The sequence below is a fragment of the Aquabacterium sp. genome, assembly GCF_016195855.1.
Classification (GTDB): domain Bacteria; phylum Pseudomonadota; class Gammaproteobacteria; order Burkholderiales; family Burkholderiaceae_C; genus Aquabacterium.
Map to the genome: position 1 here is coordinate 607,505 of NZ_JACPYU010000003.1, position 18,545 is coordinate 626,049.

At 62.9% G+C, this 18,545-nt stretch carries 18 protein-coding genes; 5 read left to right on the forward strand and 13 right to left on the reverse strand.

Annotated features, from left to right (window positions below):
- Positions 1-17: 17 nt before the first annotated feature.
- From HY019_RS04165 to HY019_RS04180, 4 genes are all read right to left on the reverse strand, one after another.
- A complete protein-coding gene (locus HY019_RS04165; protein WP_290688577.1) occupies positions 18-512 on the reverse strand; it encodes a GDYXXLXY domain-containing protein in 495 nt (164 codons plus the stop codon).
- Positions 509-1,444 (reverse strand): DUF4401 domain-containing protein, encoded by a 936-nt coding sequence (locus HY019_RS04170; RefSeq protein WP_290688579.1) that lies wholly within the window; start codon positions 1,442-1,444, stop codon positions 509-511. Before HY019_RS04170 ends, HY019_RS04165 begins: the two co-directional genes overlap by 4 nt.
- Complete coding sequence (locus tag HY019_RS04175) at positions 1,441-2,385, reverse strand: DUF2157 domain-containing protein (RefSeq protein WP_290688581.1); 945 nt, start codon at positions 2,383-2,385, stop codon at positions 1,441-1,443. The genes HY019_RS04170 and HY019_RS04175 overlap by 4 nt, the downstream gene beginning before the upstream one ends.
- A 491-nt stretch (positions 2,386-2,876) precedes the next feature.
- Positions 2,877-3,509: a TetR/AcrR family transcriptional regulator gene (locus HY019_RS04180; RefSeq protein WP_290688583.1), complete on the reverse strand. Its 633-nt coding sequence runs from the start codon at positions 3,507-3,509 to the stop codon at positions 2,877-2,879.
- A 117-nt stretch (positions 3,510-3,626) separates the two neighbouring features.
- On the opposite strand from HY019_RS04180, the gene HY019_RS04185 reads away from it, so the two are divergent.
- The 3 genes from HY019_RS04185 to HY019_RS04195 are packed head-to-tail and all read left to right on the forward strand — an operon-like array spanning position 3,627 to position 9,312.
- On the forward strand, positions 3,627-5,105 hold the full coding sequence (locus HY019_RS04185; protein WP_290688585.1) for a TolC family protein: 1,479 nt from the start codon (positions 3,627-3,629) through the stop codon (positions 5,103-5,105).
- Complete coding sequence (locus HY019_RS04190) at positions 5,102-6,214, forward strand: efflux RND transporter periplasmic adaptor subunit (protein ID WP_290688586.1); 1,113 nt, start codon at positions 5,102-5,104, stop codon at positions 6,212-6,214. Before HY019_RS04185 ends, HY019_RS04190 begins: the two co-directional genes overlap by 4 nt.
- The gene (locus HY019_RS04195; RefSeq protein ID WP_290688588.1) at positions 6,214-9,312 is read left to right on the forward strand and encodes an efflux RND transporter permease subunit; all 3,099 of its coding nucleotides are present in this window, start codon (positions 6,214-6,216) and stop codon (positions 9,310-9,312) included. The genes HY019_RS04190 and HY019_RS04195 overlap by 1 nt, the downstream gene beginning before the upstream one ends.
- A gap of 65 nt (positions 9,313-9,377) precedes the next feature.
- On the opposite strand, the gene HY019_RS04200 is transcribed toward HY019_RS04195, so the two are convergent.
- A complete protein-coding gene (locus tag HY019_RS04200; RefSeq protein WP_290688590.1) occupies positions 9,378-9,707 on the reverse strand; it encodes a DUF962 domain-containing protein in 330 nt (109 codons plus the stop codon).
- Positions 9,708-9,802: 95 nt separating this feature from the next.
- Here HY019_RS04200 and HY019_RS04205 point away from each other — a divergent pair, with 95 nt between their 5' ends.
- Positions 9,803-10,714 carry a LysR family transcriptional regulator gene (locus HY019_RS04205; RefSeq protein WP_290688592.1) on the forward strand — a complete coding sequence of 304 codons (912 nt, stop codon included), beginning with the start codon at positions 9,803-9,805 and terminating at the stop codon, positions 10,712-10,714.
- 7 nt (positions 10,715-10,721) lie between these two features.
- Here HY019_RS04205 and HY019_RS04210 read toward each other — a convergent pair whose 3' ends face one another.
- The 7 genes from HY019_RS04210 to HY019_RS04240 all read right to left on the reverse strand — a co-directional run bounded on the left by HY019_RS04210 (position 10,722) and on the right by HY019_RS04240 (position 16,408).
- Positions 10,722-11,105: a helicase gene (locus HY019_RS04210; RefSeq protein ID WP_290688594.1), complete on the reverse strand. Its 384-nt coding sequence runs from the start codon at positions 11,103-11,105 to the stop codon at positions 10,722-10,724.
- Between the two features lie 55 nt (positions 11,106-11,160).
- Complete coding sequence (locus HY019_RS04215; RefSeq protein WP_290688596.1) at positions 11,161-12,006, reverse strand: alpha/beta hydrolase; 846 nt, start codon at positions 12,004-12,006, stop codon at positions 11,161-11,163.
- 37 nt (positions 12,007-12,043) lie between these two features.
- Positions 12,044-12,868, reverse strand: coding sequence for an SDR family oxidoreductase (locus HY019_RS04220; RefSeq protein ID WP_290688598.1), 825 nt, complete (start codon positions 12,866-12,868; stop codon positions 12,044-12,046).
- A 41-nt stretch (positions 12,869-12,909) separates the two neighbouring features.
- Complete coding sequence (locus tag HY019_RS04225; RefSeq protein ID WP_290688600.1) at positions 12,910-13,878, reverse strand: alpha/beta hydrolase; 969 nt, start codon at positions 13,876-13,878, stop codon at positions 12,910-12,912.
- Between the two features lie 24 nt (positions 13,879-13,902).
- Positions 13,903-14,607 (reverse strand): SDR family oxidoreductase, encoded by a 705-nt coding sequence (locus tag HY019_RS04230; protein ID WP_290689159.1) that lies wholly within the window; start codon positions 14,605-14,607, stop codon positions 13,903-13,905.
- Positions 14,608-14,690: 83 nt separating this feature from the next.
- Positions 14,691-15,692 (reverse strand): NADP-dependent oxidoreductase, encoded by a 1,002-nt coding sequence (locus HY019_RS04235; RefSeq protein ID WP_290689161.1) that lies wholly within the window; start codon positions 15,690-15,692, stop codon positions 14,691-14,693.
- 110 nt (positions 15,693-15,802) lie between these two features.
- The gene (locus HY019_RS04240; RefSeq protein WP_290688602.1) at positions 15,803-16,408 is read right to left on the reverse strand and encodes a TetR/AcrR family transcriptional regulator; all 606 of its coding nucleotides are present in this window, start codon (positions 16,406-16,408) and stop codon (positions 15,803-15,805) included.
- Between the two features lie 523 nt (positions 16,409-16,931).
- Here HY019_RS04240 and rpoH point away from each other — a divergent pair.
- Positions 16,932-17,858 carry an RNA polymerase sigma factor RpoH gene (rpoH, locus tag HY019_RS04245; RefSeq protein WP_290688604.1) on the forward strand — a complete coding sequence of 309 codons (927 nt, stop codon included), beginning with the start codon at positions 16,932-16,934 and terminating at the stop codon, positions 17,856-17,858.
- Positions 17,859-17,878: 20 nt separating this feature from the next.
- On the opposite strand, the gene HY019_RS04250 is transcribed toward rpoH, so the two are convergent.
- Entirely contained in the window at positions 17,879-18,523 is a 645-nt protein-coding gene (locus HY019_RS04250) for an HAD family phosphatase (RefSeq protein ID WP_290688606.1), read from the reverse strand.
- Positions 18,524-18,545 lie beyond the last annotated feature (22 nt).

The window sequence follows — 18,545 nt, forward strand, 5'->3', positions numbered from 1 at the left end:
CCGCGCGGCACAGTGGCTTACAGCGCCGTGAGCGTGTCGCTACGCAAGCCGACCAGCACAGCCTCACCCGACTTGCGATCAACGCGAAATTCGCCGTAAGTCGCACCACGAAAACGCTCCCCCGTGCCTTCTTCAAAGAAGAAGGCGTTGGTGCCAAGCCAAACGTGACCGTTGCGGATGCGGTAGCGGAACTTGATCGAGGCCACAGCGGGATCATCGCTTAGGGAGGCGATTCGCCGATCGTCAAGCTTGACCCAAGCAAAGGCCACCTCGCCGTTGCGCAGGAGGCGCTTTTCAACCGTGTTGCGGCGTTCAATTTCATCCGCCATGGCGAAGCGCAACGCCATGTAGTCGCCCTGAACGAGAGACCGAGGATCGACCGGCGCCAGCGGCAAGTAGACAATCTCACCGTCACGCTTGGTGCGCTCCTTGCCAACAATGGCGACATTGACTGTGCCGAGCACGAGCAGCACCCCCAACACGATCAGCCCACGCCATCCCACCGACTTCATGCGGCCTCCTTCGAGCGCAAGACATGAGCCACGGCGAGGAACGCGGCCCCCATCATCAACATCAACAACGACTTGACCAGCAGGCTCGTGCCAAGCGCGTAGTAAAAGTGGCCGACGTGAAGCAGCGCCGCGACCGCGCACAGGGCCATCAGCCCGCGCCGGCGGAGCTCAAAGGCCACAGCCAGCGCACCGAGTGAGGCCAGCGCCGAGAGGAGCGGCCACAACGCAAGGTAGCCAAGGTTTGCCCCTCCCCCACCGAACCAGCGGAACGACTCGAACGGGTGCGAAGCGAGCGTGGCAAAGGCGAGGCCACCGATCAGCCCCGTGACGATCGAGGACAACGCAGGGGCCCAACTGCGCCCAGCCCACATCGCCTCTCTGCGGATCACCAACCAGAGGATGGTGGCCACAGGCCCCCAGGCCAGCATCCAACCCGCGAGTGCTGCTGGCAGCGAAGCGCTGTACGGCGAGCCACTGCGGTACCAGTCTTCAGGCTCACCGAACAATACAAAGCGCACGGTGAGCGCCCATGCGACCAGGGCGAAGAACGTAGACAGTGTGCGGTGCAGACGGTTCGGCATCACAAGTGCCAGTGCGACTTGCAGTAACAGCGCGGCACTGGCGATGGGGCCGATGCCGTGTGCATTTTTTGTCATGGCAAACAGCACAAGGCATTGCCCGGCGATCGACAACGCCAGTGCAAGTTGGGCGATGAAGACCCGCTCACCATCGCGATCGGTCTTGAATAGCCCCCAAGCCATGCCCAGCAGGAGCAAACCGGAGAAGGCCTCGTGGCCGCTGGTGGCCGGGCGGAACATCAGTTCCACGAGCATCAAGGTGAAACCGCCAGCGACCCAGCCGCTGACACCGAGCAGCAGACTGATCGCCAGAGGTCGGTTAGACGCCGCCTTCTTGGTTGCGAGAGCGCTCATGACGCTACTCCGTCTTCAGTTGAACCACGCCATTGATGCACCAAGTGGATCAGCAGCTTGCCAGCCGCAGCGGAGCTGCTGACCACCCAGACCGCGAGGATGAAGGTTTGGCCGATGTCATCCAGTCGCATCGAGTGTGCGAGCCAAGCCGTGGATATCGTGATCCAGCAACCGGCAAGTACGGTGAGCGGGAAGACATCCCGATGGCGAGCCAGGGTTGCGCCGGCAATCCCGATCGAGATCAGCGCGTACAAACCGACGACGCCCCCGCTGTGGTCAGTCATGTGCGGCAAGGACGCCGCGACGCCGTAGCCCAAACCGATGCTCAGCAGAAAACGGACCAACCACAACGGCGTTGCCTCTACAAAGCGCGAGTGCCTGAGCATCTGGAAGAAGCCGGCGCCAAGCAGGTTCACCAGGCACGCCAGCATGAGTAATGTGGCGGGGTCACGGCTCCAGTCGTCGAGAACCAGCCAAAAGAAGTGCCCGAGCGCCAGCCTGTTGCACAGCAAGGCCAGGCCGACATTGAGCACAACCCACCAAACGGCCCAGACGGCACCTGACAGCGCTGCGACAGCAAAGGGCAGCGCGAGCAGCGCCCAGGTGAAGAAAAGCTCGTGGACGTCTGCACCGGTCTGGTAGCTTTGGCCGAACAGCGCAAGCAACGCGCCAGTCAAGAGCGTTGCAAGCAACAGCGCAGCCTGGCCAGCGCGCAAAGGGGGCGGCTGCCACAGCGCAACAACGACGCAAAGCATCAGCCCGGCCTCCAACAGTCCGAAACGGCCGGCGAGGCCCCAGGCATGCCAATTGGCGGCGACGAAAAATATGACGCCCGCCCCAAGCGAGCCCAGGCCCGCAGCCTGAAGCAGACGCGCCCCAAAGACACGCCATTCGGCAGGCGTGGGGCGGTCATCGTGGCGCATCGGTGCGAATGTATCCATGGCACGAGCATATCGACGAATGCACGCAGCTCACCCCCTCTAAAAGGGGCCCGCAAAGTAACTTGGCGCGAGCCGGTTCCATACCGACGTTTTGCTCATTCATGTCGGAACCATTTGTTCGTTCATTCTTGAACTTTGCGAAAGCGACCAGCGCTTCGGCTCCCAATGTGGCGTTCTCCGGGAATACATGGCCACGTTCCCCGGCACCTGACCTTGGCGCCCCAACGAGGACATAGCGCCACGTAATTCAACTACCGATCCGAAGCGGCAGTTCGGTTGCGCCACATGGGGGACTGCTCTGCAGCGATTGCTGGGATTGGCCGATACAACACCGAGTTCACGGTATTGGCAACATGGCGGTCGTTTGGCGGCGCGTCTACAGGCAGGCTCCATCTGCACGGGAGCGGTGGCGCTTTCAGCATACCCGGATCGGAATCGGGGCGGCTCCCCGCCAGGTTCTAGGCCTTGCGCCGCTGGCTTGGACGTGAGCGTCATCCATCCGCCTGCATCTGAGAGCGCGATAAACCGAGCTCCACCATCACGATGGCGTGTTCGATGGCCTGCTCGAGGACCCTGCGCTTCAGATTCAACTTGTCGATGCAGTTGCCATTCAACACGCCAGCCATGCCATGCACGGTAGACCAAATAAAGAGGGCATCCAGGTCCACTCTGTCGCTCGCGGCCGCAGTGTCGCCATGCAGTCGGCGCAACACCTTGCGCAGGATGTCGTATGTGTGAACTGCGTCTCTGATGAGGTCGGGGTGCTCCGCTGATTCTGGCCACTGGGTATCGAACATCAGCCGGTATTCCAGGGCGTGATCCCTTGCATAGCTGAGGTACTGGCGCCCAAGCGCTGCCAGATCCTCTTGTGGCTTGTCGAATTGTCCTCGCGCATCGAGGTGCTCGGCAAACCTCTGGAAACAGCGTCGCATCACTTCAGCCAGCAGATGGTCGCGGCTGGGATAGTGCTTGTAAGGCGCCTGGTGTGAAACACCCAACTTGCGAGCCACATCCCGCAGGCTCAGGTTCTCCACACCTTTTTCGGCGATGACTTCTTGAGCGGCGATGACGCACGCCTCGCGCAGGTCGAGGGGCGCCGCAGGCAATGGGGTCTTCTTGGGCATATGGATGAGTTTAGCGATGAGATCCGAGGCACGAGGCTAGCACTCAAAGACTCTTTGTTGACAGTGTCTACCTTTTAAAGCAAAATGGTAGACACTGTCAACCAACGAAGCGAAATCATGTCATTTCCGCCATCGCGGCTCCAGCAAATTCCGCGCTTGCTAGCCGTGTGCCTGGCTGTACTGCTGTCGGCTTGTGCCTCGCCCCAACCTGAGCCGCCCAATGTGTCGGCCACCGAAGACGCGACCTTCCGGCAGGCGCCGGGCCCAACGCCCCCGGACGATGCAAGCTGGTGGCGAGGCTTTGACGACGCCGCGCTCATGGCCCTGGTTCAGCGCGCCCAATCGGCCAACCACGATGTCCGCATCGCCGTGCAGCGCGTGCGGCAAGCTCGCGCGGGGCAAACAGCGATGGCGTCGAGGCTCTGGCCGACCGTATCGCTCACCGGGTCGGCCTCCGACGAGCGCAGCGGGCTGCCCGATCAGGTCAAGCAAGGCAAGCCTGACACGCGGGCCTATCGGGGTGCACTGGACCTGGGATGGGAGCTTGACGTGTTCGGTGCCGCGCGCGCCGGCGCCGATGCCGCCGAACTGGATGCGTTGACCGCCGAAGAGGGCTTGGACGCCGCGCGCTGGCTGGTGAGCAGCGAAGTGGCTCGGCAGTACATCGTGTGGCAAAGCGCGCGGCTGCGGCTGGCCAAACTCGATGCCCTGCTGAAGGCTCAAGGTGACACCGAACGGCTGACTCGCAGCAGGGAGGCAGGAGGACTTGCCAGCCGCTTTGACGTGGCTCGGGCCGCCGGTGAGGTGCAATCTCTCGCCGCACAGCTTCCCCCCTTGCGGACCCTGGTCGCCGTGACCGAGACCCAGTTGGCCGTGCTGGTGGGCGCCAATCCCAACCAGCCATTGCCCGAGTTGAATGCCGCCACCGCGCCATGGCTGCCCACCCCGCCACGCTTGTCGGCCAGGCAGCCTGTCGATCTGTTGATGCGGCGCCCCGATCTGCGCGTGGCGCAAAAACAGTTCATGGCCGAGGCCGCCCGCCTGCGCGAGGCCCAAGCCAACCGGTGGCCCAAGTTCTTCCTGGCAGCGGCGTTCGGGCGCGAGGAATTGCGCCTCAATGCGCTGGACCTGTCACCCGTGCGGTACAGCACCGCGGCGCTGGCGTTCACGATGCCGCTGTTCGACGCGGGTCGCTTGCGCGCGGCCGTTGAGCGGCAGTCCGCCAAAGAGCGCATGGCCACTTTGCAGTACGAGAAGGCCGTGCTCGGCGCCGTCAAGGACGTCGACGACAGCCTGGTGGCCCTGGCCCAGGAGCGAGATCGCTCAGCCGCCCTGGACGCCACCACCCAGCAACGGCGCACGGGCCTGCGTCATGCCGAATCGCTCTACCGCGAGGGCCAGATTGATCTGTTGCAACTGCTCGATGCGCAGCGTGCCGTGCTCGCCGCTGAGCTGTCGGCCATTGATGGCCAGGCCCAGTTGGCGCTGAACACCGTCCAACTGGCCACGGCCCTGGGAGGTGGATGGCAGGACACGCCCTCCCCCGCCACGACCAGCACATCGCCCTCCAGCCCTGCTCCTGAAAGCTTGCCATGATGGATTCCTCTGACTTTCGATTGATGAAGTTCGCCCATACCCTGGCCCGCGCTGGCCTGGTCATCAGCGGCCTGGCGCTTCTCACCGCCTGCTCGCCTGCCACTCAAAAAGCGCCCTCGATCCCGGCGGTCTACGTCACGCCCGTTCACAATGATCAGGGCGAAGACGTGCGGATCCTGAGCGGCACCGTCCGCCCGCGCATCGAGAGCGATCTGGCCTTCCGAGCCGGGGGCAAGGTCACGGCCCGCCTGGTGGAGATCGGCCAGGCCGTGCGTGCCGGCCAAGCACTGGCGCGCATCGACGCGACCGACTACCAACTGGCTGCAGACGCCGCTGCCGAGCAACTGCGTGCGGCCCAGGTGGACGCCACTCAGGCGGCCAGCGATGCGGCGCGCTTCAAGCGCCTGCTGCTTGATGGCTCCGTTGGCGCTGCCGACCATGAGCGGCAGCAGGCCCGCTCGGATGCCGCCGCCGCACGCCTCGTGCAGGCCGAACGGCAACTGGAGGCGCTGCGCAACAGGACGGGCTATGCGGTGCTCACGGCCCCCTTCGATGGCGTAGTGACCGGCTCGCTGATCGAGGTGGGGCAGATGGTGGCCGAAGGGCAGCCCGTGGTGGTGCTGGCCAAGCCCGGCGAGCTGGAAGTCCTGGTCGATGCGCCCGAGGCGCTGGCCACAGGTTTACGCGAGCAAGTGGCCCAGGCACACATCGCTGGCATACCGGATCCGGTGAAGCTCAAGCTGCGTGAACTGGCCCCCAGTGCCTCGGCGCAGACCCGCACGTTTCGGGCGCGCTACACCATGGCCTCACCACCGCCCGGGCTGCGCATGGGCGTGACGGCCAATGTACAACTGGCAGGAAAAGACGCCGCGCCATCAGCTCAACTGCCATCGGGCGCACTGCTCACGACCAACAAGACCCCGTCGGTCTGGCTGGTCAATGACAAGGCGGGCACCTTGACGCTGCAAACCGTGACGCTGCGGTCGCAATCCACCGACCAGGTGCGTGTGACCGGCTTGCCCGACGGTGCGCTGGTGGTATCAGCGGGCGCGCAGAAGCTCGATGCGGGCATGAAGGTGCAGGCCGTCATGCGCCCCGGGAGCCTGTGATGAAGTCCTTCAATCTCTCCGAGTGGGCCGTCACGCACCGGGCCATGGTGCTGTTCATGATCATCGGCAGCCTGCTGGTGGGGGTCTTCGCCTTCACGCGGCTGGGCCGGCTGGAGGACCCTCAGTTCATGGTGCCCACGATGACGGCCGTGGTGGCCTGGCCGGGCGCCTCGGCCCAGCAGGTGCAGGACCAAGTGCTCAACCGCATGGAGCGCGAACTGCAAAAGATCGAAGGCGTCGACTTCATCCGCAGCTTCTCGCGCCAGGGTTATGGCGCGGTCAACCTGTGGATGAAGGGCGGCACGTCCAAGGCCGAACTGGAGAGGGCCTGGTACCAGGCCCGCAAGAAGATCGGCGATGTTCGTCAACAGTTCCCCGAAGGCGTCCTGGGGCCCATCTTCAATGACGAGTTCAGCGATGTCTACAGCGTGATGTACGCCATCAGCGCCCCTGACCTGAGCTGGCCCGAACTGCAGGTGCTGACAGAAGACATCAAGCGGCAGGTGCAGGCTCAGCCAGGCGTGATCAAGGTTGACGTGTTCGGGCGGCAGACCGAGAAGGTCCACGTCGAGTTCTCGAGCCAGCGCCTGGCCTCTCTGGGCATCAGCCCCCAGACCGTGATCGAGGCGCTGGTGCGCCAGAACATGGTCAGTCCCTCAGGGGCAACCGAGGGCCGCAACGACCAGGTGTTCGTGCGGGTCGATGGCACCCTGCGCGATGCGCGCGACGTGGCCAATGTGTCCATCACCGCTGGTGGCAAGCTGCTGCGCCTGGGCGATGTGGCCAAGGTCACATCGGGCCTGGAAGATCCTCCCTCGTTCACCGTGCGGCATGACGGCAAGCCGGTGCTGATGCTCGCCATCACCTTCGACCGACACGGCAACATCCTGACGCTCGGCCGCGAGCTTGAATCGCACATGCAGACGCTCAAGGCCAGCCTGCCCTTGGGCGTGGTGGTGGACAAGGTGGCCGACCAGCCCAACATCGTCGAAGAGTCCGTGTGGGAGTTCGAGCGATCCTTCCTGGAGGCCCTGGCCATCGTGCTGGCCGTGTGTTTCCTCTTTCTGGGCTGGCGCACGGGCATCGTGGTGGCCGCGTCCGTGCCCTTGGTGCTGGCCATTGTGGCCATCGTGATGCTGGCTGCAGGCTGGAGCCTGGACCGCATCTCGCTGGGCGCGCTGATCATTGCCCTGGGCCTGCTGGTGGATGACGCCATCATCGCCGTCGAGATGATGGTCGTGAAGATCGAGCAGGGCTGGGACCGCGTCAGCGCAGCGACCTTCGCCTACACGTCCACCGCGTTCCCCATGCTGACCGGCACCCTGGTTACGGTGGCCGGCTTCATGCCGGTGGGCTTTGCCAAGTCGATCAGCGGCGAGTACGCGGGCGGCATCTTCTGGGTGGTGGGCGTGGCCCTGATCGCATCGTGGTTCGTGGCCGTGGTGTTCACGCCCTACCTGGGCATCGTGCTCCTGCCCAAGACCATGAAGGCGCACGGTGGCGAGGGGCAGGACCTCTATGCGACCCCGCTCTACCAACGCTTGCGCCGCCTGTTGCAGTGGTGCATGGCACACCGCGTGATGGTGCTGGCCACGACGGCCTTGCTCTTCGTCGCCGCGATCGCCGGCATGGGCCTGGTGCAGCAGCAGTTCTTCCCGACTGCCTCGCGCCTGGAACTCATCGTCGACCTGCGCTTGCGCGAAGGCGCATCATTCACGGCCACCGAGGCCCAGGTCAAGCGTTTCGAGCAGGTGCTCAAAAGCGACGCTCAGGTCCAGCACTTCAGCGCCTACACGGGCGCCGGAGCGCCGCGCTTCTTCCTGTCGCTGCCCATCGAGCTGCCCAACCCGAGCTACGCGCAGATCGTCATCAAGACGGCCAATGTGGCCGATCGTGAAGCTGTGCGTCGCCGTCTGCTCGACCTGTTCGCCGCCGAGCGGGCCTTCCCTGACCTGCGGGGGCGCGTCACGCGCTTCGAGTTCGGCCCGCCCGTTGGCTTCCCGGTGCAGTTCCGCGTGGTGGGCCCGGACACGGCCAAGGTCCGCGAGATCGCCTACCAGGTGCGCGATGCCGTGCGGCAGAGCCCCCTGGTGCGTGACACCCAGCTCGACTGGAACGAACAGGTGAGGTCCTTGCGCGTGCAGCTTGACCAGGACAAGGCGCGCCTGCTGGGCATCACCAGCGCCGATGTCTCAGCCATGATGCAGACTGTGCTGAGCGGGGCGCCCGCCACGCAGATTCGTCGTGGCGAAGACTTGATCGACGTGACCGTGCGCGCCGCCCCCAAAGAGAGGCTGGCACTAGAGCAACTGGGCGACGTGAGCCTGTTCACCCGCAGCGGCGCCGTGGTGCCCTTGTCGCAGGTGGCCACGCTGGTGCCCACCTTCGAGGAGCCCGTGCTGTGGCGTCGCAACCGCGACATGGTGCTCACCGTGCGTAGCGATGTGCGTGATGGCGTGCAGGGTCCGTCGGCCACGATGAAGATCTGGCCGTCGCTCAAGCCGATCATCGACAAGCTGCCACCCGGCTACCGCATCGAGCAAGGCGGCGCCATCGAAGAAAGCGACAAATCCAACGTGGCTCTGTTCGCTGTCTTCCCGCTGATGCTGGTGGTCATGCTGCTGATCCTGATGGTGCAGTTGCAGAGCTTCGCCCGGATGTGGATGGTGTTCATGACCGCACCGCTGGGGCTCATCGGCGTGGTGCCGGCCCTGCTGATCTTCAACGCGCCCTTTGGCTTCGTGGCCTTGCTGGGCGTGATCGCGCTCGGCGGCATGATCATGCGCAATGCCGTGATCCTCGTGGACCAGATCGACAGCGACATTGCCTCGGGCATGCCGCAGGCGCAGGCCGTGGTCGAAGCGACGGTGCGTCGCTCACGCCCGGTGGTGCTGACGGCCGCCGCTGCGGTGCTCGCCATGGTGCCCTTGACCGGCAGCATCTTCTGGGGACCGATGGCGATGGCCATCATGGGCGGGCTCATTGCCGCCACAGTGCTGACACTGGTGTTCGTGCCAGCGCTGTACATGGTCTGGATGAAGCCATCTGGACCTGGCGAGCTGCAAGCCCAAGCAGTGCCGTCGGTGTCGCTGACCTGAGAGCGGTGCCCGGAGAACCAGCCGGCACATCCAGGCGTTTGCGCAAGTTGCCCCAACAATGCCCGTCAATGGGCTTTGTTGGACGATGTCAATGATGTTGGCCGATGCCCGGTGATGGTTTCCCACGCCATCACCCAATCACCCAAGAAGCTGTACCAGGGCCAGTTGAAGGTCGCAGGCTTGTTTTTCTCAAAGACAAAGTGGCCGGTCCATGAAAAGGCATATCCCACCACGACGCCGGCGGGAACCAACCACCACATCGTCGTCAGGATGGCGTAAATCGCCATCGCCAACCCCAGAAGTGAGCCCACGACATGCAAATAGCGACAGGTGCTGTTTGCATGTTGTATGAGGTAGAAGGAATAGAACTCACGGAAAGATGCGAAGTGTTTCATGGGGACTCCCAAACGGTAGATGAGCAAGCATCTCTTCTTTCTGACATAACATCAAATACCTGAAACAATGATCTTCCATAACCTGGACGCATGTCATGCTGTCGACGGACGTCTTGTACTTCATAGAAGTTGCCCGGGCCAGTGGGATCGGTCGCGCGGCTGAAGCGCTCGGACTGAGTCAGCCTGCGCTCAGCAAGGCCATCGCTCGCCTTGAACGGCAGTCCGGCACGCAGCTGTTCACGCGCTTGCCGCGAGGCATGGCGCTCACAGACGCTGGCCGAGCGCTTTATGAACGCGCTTGTCTGGCAGCCGCGAATCTTGAGGACGGCTTGCAGGCTGCTCGCGATATAGGCGGCGGTCATGCAGGACTGCTTCGCCTGGGTATGACGCCGGCCACGTCACATTTCGTATTGGGCGCGCTTTTCCCCAGGTTGCGACGCGAACGGCCTGCCGCAGTTTTGAAGATCACGACCGCCTTCGGCGACGAGCTCTTCGCACGGCTGCGGCAGCAGGAGCTGAGTTTCGCCGTCGGGCCTGTCCCTCCCAACCCGCCCGATGACTTGGCGCAAGAGGTGCTCTACGAAGAAGGTTTTGCGCTGGTGTACAGCCAGGATCACCCATTGGCCGCGCAGAAGGATGTGACGGCGGCCGATCTTGAGGGGCTGGACGTCGCAGCGCCCGGGCCCGAGGAGCCTGCACGCCAAGTCGCAGAGAAAGCCCTGCGCGCGCTTGGGCTGAGGTCGCCACGGGTCGTCGTGGAGGCCGACACGCTGGAGGCGCTGCTGTTTGCAACGGCCACGTCGCGATTGGTGACCTTGATCCCCACGAGCACGCCCTTGCATAACCTGCCACACGGCCTGGTGATGAAGCCACTACCTGGATCCATCCTGCAGCGACAAATCGCGATCTTCATGGGACGCGGGTATGTGTCGCCTCTGGCCGATCGGGCCATCCAGCTGTTGCGCGAGCACCGCCAAGAGATGGCGGCCACCATGTCAGATCAATGATCAATGATCAATGTGGATCCAGCGCCTTGTCAGCTTGCAGATACGCTGTCAGCCCCTGAAACCACATCACCTCGACGAAGTCACCACGGATCACCAGATCCTGATCGCGCAAGGACGATAGAAAGGCGTCTGTTCCTTCTTTGGCTGACAAGACGGCAAATCCTCTCTGCGCATTTCTGAACGTCATGGTGAAGCTTGGGTTTGGCGTGAGCCCCGCGCTTGACCTCACCTTGCCGTCTGCAATGGAGAAGTGGCGGCCTGTACCGTCGGCCGTCTGTATCTGAAACACCAGCCTCTTTTCATGGATGTACCTGGCGCACGCGGCGTTCTTCTTGACCGCTCGCTGCAGCAGTTTCGTCAAGGCCCACAACAGGAATCTGAACTTCAGCATGGTGATATGGCTTTCTTCAAGTGGGTGTCGCGCTACTCACTGATGCGCTGATGCCCTATTCGCCCAGGAACTGAACGGCATGCTTCAGGAAGCGCTCTGGGTACTGGAACTGGGCGGCGTGACCGGCATCCGGATAGATGAACAGTTGCGCGTTCGGGATGTTCTGGGCCATGTGCCAGGAGTTGATGGTCGGAATCATCACGTCGTTCACGCCATTCAGAATGAACGTTGGCTGCTGGATCTCGCGCAGGTGGGCGAATGGCGCCTTGGGGTCCAGCTTGGCCAGGTAGTACATGTTGGCTTCGATCTGCGCCTGTATCACGGCTGGCGAGCTCGGTGGGTCCTGGTCCACGCGTTGGTGACGGCGCTCCCAGAATTCATGCCCAGCCTGTTTCGCGCCCTCGGAACGGCCAAAGAACAGGAACAGGAAGTCGTCGAGGGTGGGCACGGGGCGCGGTGCAGCCTCCAGCACCCCCGGATCGGATTCGGGGTTGCCGCCGCGTGGACCCGTGCCGAGCAGCATGAGCTTGCGAACCAGGTCAGGATGGCGCCGTGTCAGGTCTTGGGCCTGAAACCCACCCAGAGAAAAACCCAACACATCCACCTTGTGAATCCCCAAGGTGCGGATCACCGCCGCCGCGTCGTCGGCCATGTCCTCGATACGGGTGCGTGGCGCGCCAGCGGAAGAGGCCACGCCCCGACCGTTGAACAAGATCACCTCGCGCCCGGCGGCCAAGCCATCGGTCATGAACGGGTCCCAATGGTCCATGCCCCCACGGAAGTGCTGGAGGAAAAACAGCGGCGGCTGGTCTGTCTCGGTATGGCCCCAGCGGCGATAGGCGAACTGGTCGCCATTGACTTCGACGAAGCGGGTGGCGGCGGTGAGGTGGGTATCGCTCATGTTGACGTCTTTCATTGAATAGAGACGAGATGGGCGTTCAAGTTGTGCTGCGCGCAGGCAGTTCAAACCTGGGCTGGCCGAGCACCTGGGTAGCCACCCGTGACGCGAATCGCCGCGTCAGCAAGCGCACACCGAAGGTGGACAACTGGTTGAACAGGCCGGGCACCACGGTGCGTTGGCCACGCAGCATCGCGAGGATCGCGGCATGTGCCACGAACTCGGGGCGCTTGGTCGAGACATTGGCGATCCATGAATAGTCGCCACCACCAGACGCGGCGTGGAACGCGGTTTCGGTGCCGCCAGGGCAGACACAGGTCACCGACAAGGGCGTGCCTTGGTGCTCGTCATGGAGTGCCTCGCTGAAATTGCGCACGAAGGCCTTCGATGCTGCATACAAGGCCATGTTGGGCACGGACTGGTACGCGCCCGTCGAAGCAATGTTCACCATGTACGCAGGCCCGGTCTTGGCCTTGCGCGTATCGACAAAGCACCGCGCAAGCGCCACGAGCGAGGTCATATTGAGCTGGATGAGTTCCGCGTCGCGTGCCCAGTCGACTTCGTCGAATCGGCGGAAATAGCCGAACCCGGCGTTGTTGATCAGGATGTCGATCGGGCCATTGACAAGCGCCGCATCCCACAGCGTGCGCGCGGCATCGGGTTGACCGAGATCGGCGGTAACGATCTCGACCTTCACGCCCTTGCAGGTGGCGGCGACCGCTTCGAGTGCATCGCGACGCCGCGCCGTCAACACGAGGTCAACGCCAAGTGTCGCGAGTTCACGCGCGATGGCTGCTCCAATGCCGCTGGATGCACCGGTTACCAGCGCGCGCTTGCCTTTCAAATTGGAAGTGTAGGTCTTCAAATCGTTCTCCTGTGTGAGGTTGAAGCGCTTCGTCAGCGCCCTCAGCGGGACAGAAATTCGAGCGTGCTGTGCACGAACTCGGCATGGAACTGGAAGAGGCCACCATGACCGGCATCGGGATAGATGATCAGTTGGCTGTTCGGCAAGCGCCTCGCCAGATCATGTGAGTTGGCCGTGGGGACCATCCGGTCATCGTCACCATTGACCACCAGCACCGGCTGCTTGATCACGGAGAGATCGGCGGGCGTTTTGTTCCCCCAGGCGTGCAAGGCCCGCAACTGGGCCATGAAGGCGCTCACGGTGATCTCCTTGTCGCGCTCCTGTGTGCGCGCCTTCAAGCGCTCCAGAAAGGCCTTGCCGGCTTCGATGCCAGCAGGCGTGCGCGTGAAGAACAAGAACTGCTTGGCATCCTGGCCCGTCAAGAGACCCCGCAGCATGTCGTAGAAGGTCACCCACGCCACCGAACTGATGCCTTCTCCACCAGCCGGGCCCGTGCCTGCGAGCACCATCTTGCGCACAAGTTGCGGCTCCTTCAGCGCGATTTCCTGGGCAACCATGCCCCCCATCGAAAAGCCCAGCAGGTCCACCTGCTGCAGCCCCATGGCCTTGATGAAAGCAACCGCATCGTCGGACATCTGCTCCATCGAATTCGACGGTGTGCCACTGGATGCGCCGATACCGCGGTTGTCGAAGGCGATGACGTGGTGCTTGGCCGCGATGCCATCCATGACCCGAGGGTCCCAGTTGTCCAGGACCGCTGCCAGATGGACCAGGAACACCACAGGGGTTCCGCCGTTTTGCTTGCCCAACTCTCGGTACGCAAAATTAACGCCGCCAGCCGAGATGGTTTGGGTTGGGACGTTCTTCCAAGTGACATCAGAGGCTTGCCCCGTGGATGGCCGGCTTTCGGCTGCCTCCATGCGGACAGGTTCTGCCGCGACAGCCGTTGACGTCAGGAACGATGTCGACAGGGCCATGCCCAGCAGGGTCAATTTGAGTATCTGTTTCATGGTGGGTCTCCAGAGGGCTTGAGCTCAATGAGCCTGGGGAAGGTAGACGGGGCGTGGCGCAGTCAGGCCTTGCCTGACTTGCTGAGTGAGGACATCGGCCAACACCTCGTCGGCGCCCGCCTCCAGCCCGTCGAGCGCACGCTGCACGATCTCTTCGGCGCTGCTTTTGGGAACCTCGAATCCCCGTGTGAGGTCGGTGTCGACATACGCCATGTGCAAGCCCAACACCTGGGTCTTCTGTCCGGCCAACTCGTGGCGCAATGCGTTGGTCAAGGACCAGGCCGCCGACTTGCTCGCCGAATAGGCTCCCAGCTCACCACCGTTCACCCACGACGCGACAGACAAAACATTCAGCAGTGCGCCTCCGCCATTGACTTTGAGCACAGGCGCAAAAGCCTTGCTCATGTTCAGCACACCAAAGAAGTTGGTCTCGAATATGCGGCGCGCCACCGCGTCGCTGTCCGCTGCCAGGAAGCCACCTGGCTGGGCAATCCCCGCGTTGTTGATCACCAGCGTCACGTCTGAGGCCAGTTGCACCGCGGCAGCGACTTCTTCAGGCTTGGTGACATCAAGACGTAATGCCTCGACCCCTGGCAAGGTGACGGTGGCGGGATCGCGTGCGGCGGCGTAGACCTTGCGTGCACCGCGTGCGAGCAGTTCGCGCGCAAATGCCAGGCCGATGCCACGGTTCGCGCCGGTGACGAGGACAACAGAATTTTCAAGTTTCATTTTGAGGCTCCAATAGCTGGATGGGGTGTTCGCATGACAACCGTCATATATGAGGGCGTGCGAAAACACTCAGGGGGAAACGGTCATCGAACCTTGATGACCACCTTGCCTTTGGCTCGGCCGCTTTCGACATAGGCCAAGGCATCGTTGGTGGATTCGAAGGGGAAGACTTTGTCGATCACCGGACGTATGGCACCCGATTCGATCAGCGCCGTGATCTGCCGCAACTGGCTGCCGCTGGCCCTCATGAACAGGAATGAGTAGCCAACCTGGAGCCGTTGGGCCTTCCTGCGGACACCAAAACTCAGTGCTCGCATGACCTGCTTCACCGGCCATGGGGCCTTGATGTCGTCAGCGAACCGAGGGTCGGGTGGCCCGGAAATGGAGATGAGACGCCCGCCTGGTTTGAGCACGCCCAAGGACTTCTCCAGTGTCTGGCCATCCTGGCTGTTCAGCACCACGTCATAGCCGCTCAGGTGCGCTTCAAAGTCATCCTTTTTGTAGTCGATGACGACGTCTGCGCCCAGGCGCTTGACCAGGGCAGCGTTGCCTGCGCTGGCGGTCGTGGCGACCGTTGCGCCCAGGTGCTTGGCCAACTGGATGGCGAATGTGCCCACGCCCCCGGAGCCCGCCTGGATGAACACCCTTTGGCCTTTTTCGACTCTGGCTCTCTCAACTAGCGCCTGCCATGCCGTCAAGCCGACCAGCGGGATGGATGCGGCTTCTTCCATGGTGAGGTTACGGGGCTTGAGCGCGACCGAGCTTTCCTTGACAGCCACGAATTCGGCGAACGTCCCGATCCGCAGGTCATCGGGCCTGGCATAGACCTCGTCGCCAACGGTGAACTGACGCACGCGTGGCCCCACACGAACCACCACGCCGGCCACGTCATGCCCCAGAACGAAAGGCGTGCGATACGGCAGGATGAGCTTGAACTCGCCGTTGCGGATCTTGGCGTCCACCAGGTTGACTGCTGCTGCGTGAACCTCGATCAGCACCTCGTCTTCGCGCAACGCGGGTGCGGGCACATCGGCTGCGCGCAAACGCTCCTTTTTGCCGTAGCGATCAACAACGAATGCTTTCATGGCTTTTCCTTTTCCCAAAAAGTGCAAGGGATGAATCCAGCGGCTCGCGCCGTTATCGAAACTGGCATGATGATCATCATATTTGTTGGCAAAAAAAATCAATCCACCGGTCAAGTCCCGGAAGGGAACTGGCTTTTCAATGCTGCGCTGCACAGCGATTCCGACAACGCAGGATCATCGACGGCGCGGGCCAGCATCAAGGTGCCCACCATGGTGGCCACGGTCACCAGCGCCCGTTCATGGCAGCCAGGCTGACCCCAATCCGGCGACTGGCGGGCGACCAGGTCGATCATCTCTTTGATGCGCCTCGTGGCCGCTCGGCGCACTTCGGGCGATTGGCGGGGCATCTCCGAACCCAGGGCGGAAACAGGACACCCTGTTTCGATGTTCGCCACATGCTCTTTGGAGAGATAGGTCTGCATCAACGCCTGCAAGGACTGCTCTGGCGGCACGGCAGCAATGACCTTTGCTGCGACGGCGTTGGCCTCCGCCCCCGCGCGGTCTGCCGCCGCGGCCAACATGGCTTCGCGGGATTCGAAATGAGCGTAGAAGGCGCCATGGGTCAAACCCGCTTCCTTCATGATGTCAGCGACCCCCGTCCCGTCGTAGCCACTGCGCCGAATGGCGCGAGCGGCAGCCTGCAAGATGCGCTCGTGGGAGGCTTCTTTGGCAGCGGATCGGATGTTTGTCTTTGCACTTCGCATGATGATCATCATACATTGAGTTTGAACTCGGTGCAATGATCCTTTGAATCGGGCCAGTATGGCCCTGCCCAAGAACGGAGCATGAAACATCACTCAGGCCCCAGCGTAGACACGACCTACACCAGAGGTGGCCAGCCATGTCAGCTTTTGGTAAGGACCGACATTCAGTGCCGAATCCCTTAGGGCAGCAATCAGCCTTCACCGGGCATTGGCGCCGACCAAACGACCTTCCGCTCGTAGCAGCAAGCAGTAATCTGAGCATGGCATTTCGGAAATTCCACCTTGCGAATCCCAGATCACAACGGCAGATGAAGGGTCTTCACGTCATGCTGATCCGCTGCCTAGCCTCGCCAAAGGCAGAGTCTCCCCAGGGAGCCTCAGGGAGAGTTCAAGAATGATCGGCGTTCGACACCACAGCCGAGAGCACATCAATTCAAAGTCCCAAAATCCTCAAATCCACAGGAACTTTTCGGTCTTAGCACTCTCTGAGCAAGAGTGCTAATATGTTTTGAGAAGGATGCACGAAAGGACCACCATGACCTTGACCACTGCCATCGCCACCCGTGACCCCTGGAGTGTGGTGCCCTCGCTGGGCAATCTGGACGCTTACATCCGTTCCGTGCAGGCCATCCCCATGCTGGAGGCCTCGGAGGAGCAGGCGCTGGCCCGTCGTCTGCGTGACCAGCAGGATCTGCAGGCGGCCTCCCGGCTGGTGCTCTCGCACCTGCGCCTGGTCGTGTCCATCTCGCGCCAGTACCTGGGCTACGGCCTGCCACAAGGCGACCTGATCCAGGAAGGCAATGTCGGTTTGATGAAGGCCGTCAAGCGCTTCGACCCCGATCAGGGCGTGCGTCTGGTGAGCTACGCCCTGCACTGGATCAAGGCCGAAATCCACGAATACATCCTCAAGAACTGGCGCATGGTCAAGGTCGCCACGACCAAGGCCCAGCGCAAGCTCTTCTTCAACCTGCGCTCGATGAAGCACCAGCTCAAGGGCGAAGAAGGCAATGACCACGTGGGCCGCGCCGGCCTGAGCGAGGCGGAAATCCACCGCGTTGCGCAGGAGTTGGATGTGCGCCCCGAGGACGTCATCGAGATGGAAACCCGCATGGCAGGCGGCGACGTGGCCCTGGAAGCCCCGGCAGATGAAGAGCATGAAGGCATCATCTCGCCGCTGACCTACCTGGCCGACGAGGTGCATGAACCCACCCGGGTGATCGAGGCGCATCGCCGCGACTGGCTGGCCAGCGACGGCATCAGCATGGCCCTGGACCAGCTGGACGAACGCAGCCGCCGCATCGTGGAAGAGCGCTGGCTCAAGGTCAATGACGACGGCTCCGGCGGCATGACCCTGCACGACCTGGCTGCGGTCTACGGCGTCAGCGCCGAGCGCATCCGCCAGATCGAAGTCGCCGCCATGAAGAAGATGCGCAAGGCGCTGAGCGAGACGGTCGAGGCCTGATCACAGGCCCGGGCTGGGGTTCACAACCAGCCCAGTTCCGCCAGTTCAGCCTGGCACTGCCCCGCATCCTGAAATTGCACGGCCCGCCACCCCAGTGAGCGGGCCGTTTTGATGTTGTGCACGTTGTCGTCGATGAACACCGTGCGCTCGGGCGCGATGCCGAACTGGCGCGCTGCCGTCTCGAAAATGTCCGCATTGGGCTTGATCTGGCTGACATCGCACGAGAACACCCCCGAAATGAAGCGATCCAGGAAGGCGTGCTCACGCTGGAGAAACTCGGCGTACGGGCGCGGCATGTTGGACAGGAAATACAGCGGCATGCCCGATTCGGCCAGCTCGTTCAGCCAGGCCACGGTGTCGGCCATGGGGGCGAGGTGCGGCGGGATGGCGGCCATCAGGCTGTGCACAGCCTGGGCCGGCAGGCCGGTGCGCGTGGCGATCCGGTCCCGGGTCTCGTCCCAGCTGAGTGCACCGCGGTCGAACTCGGACCAGTCACTGCCCGGCACGAAGGACTGGAATACCTCTGCGGCCAGGCCCAGCGCCTGCTCGTCTGTGCGGGCCAGTTGGGGCAGCACCGATTGGATCAGGCGGGCGGGCTGCCAGTTGAACAGCACCCCGCCGAAGTCAAACACCACGGCCTGAGGCGGGACCTTGTCTTGCGCCATGGCAGACCTTTCGAACGCTTGG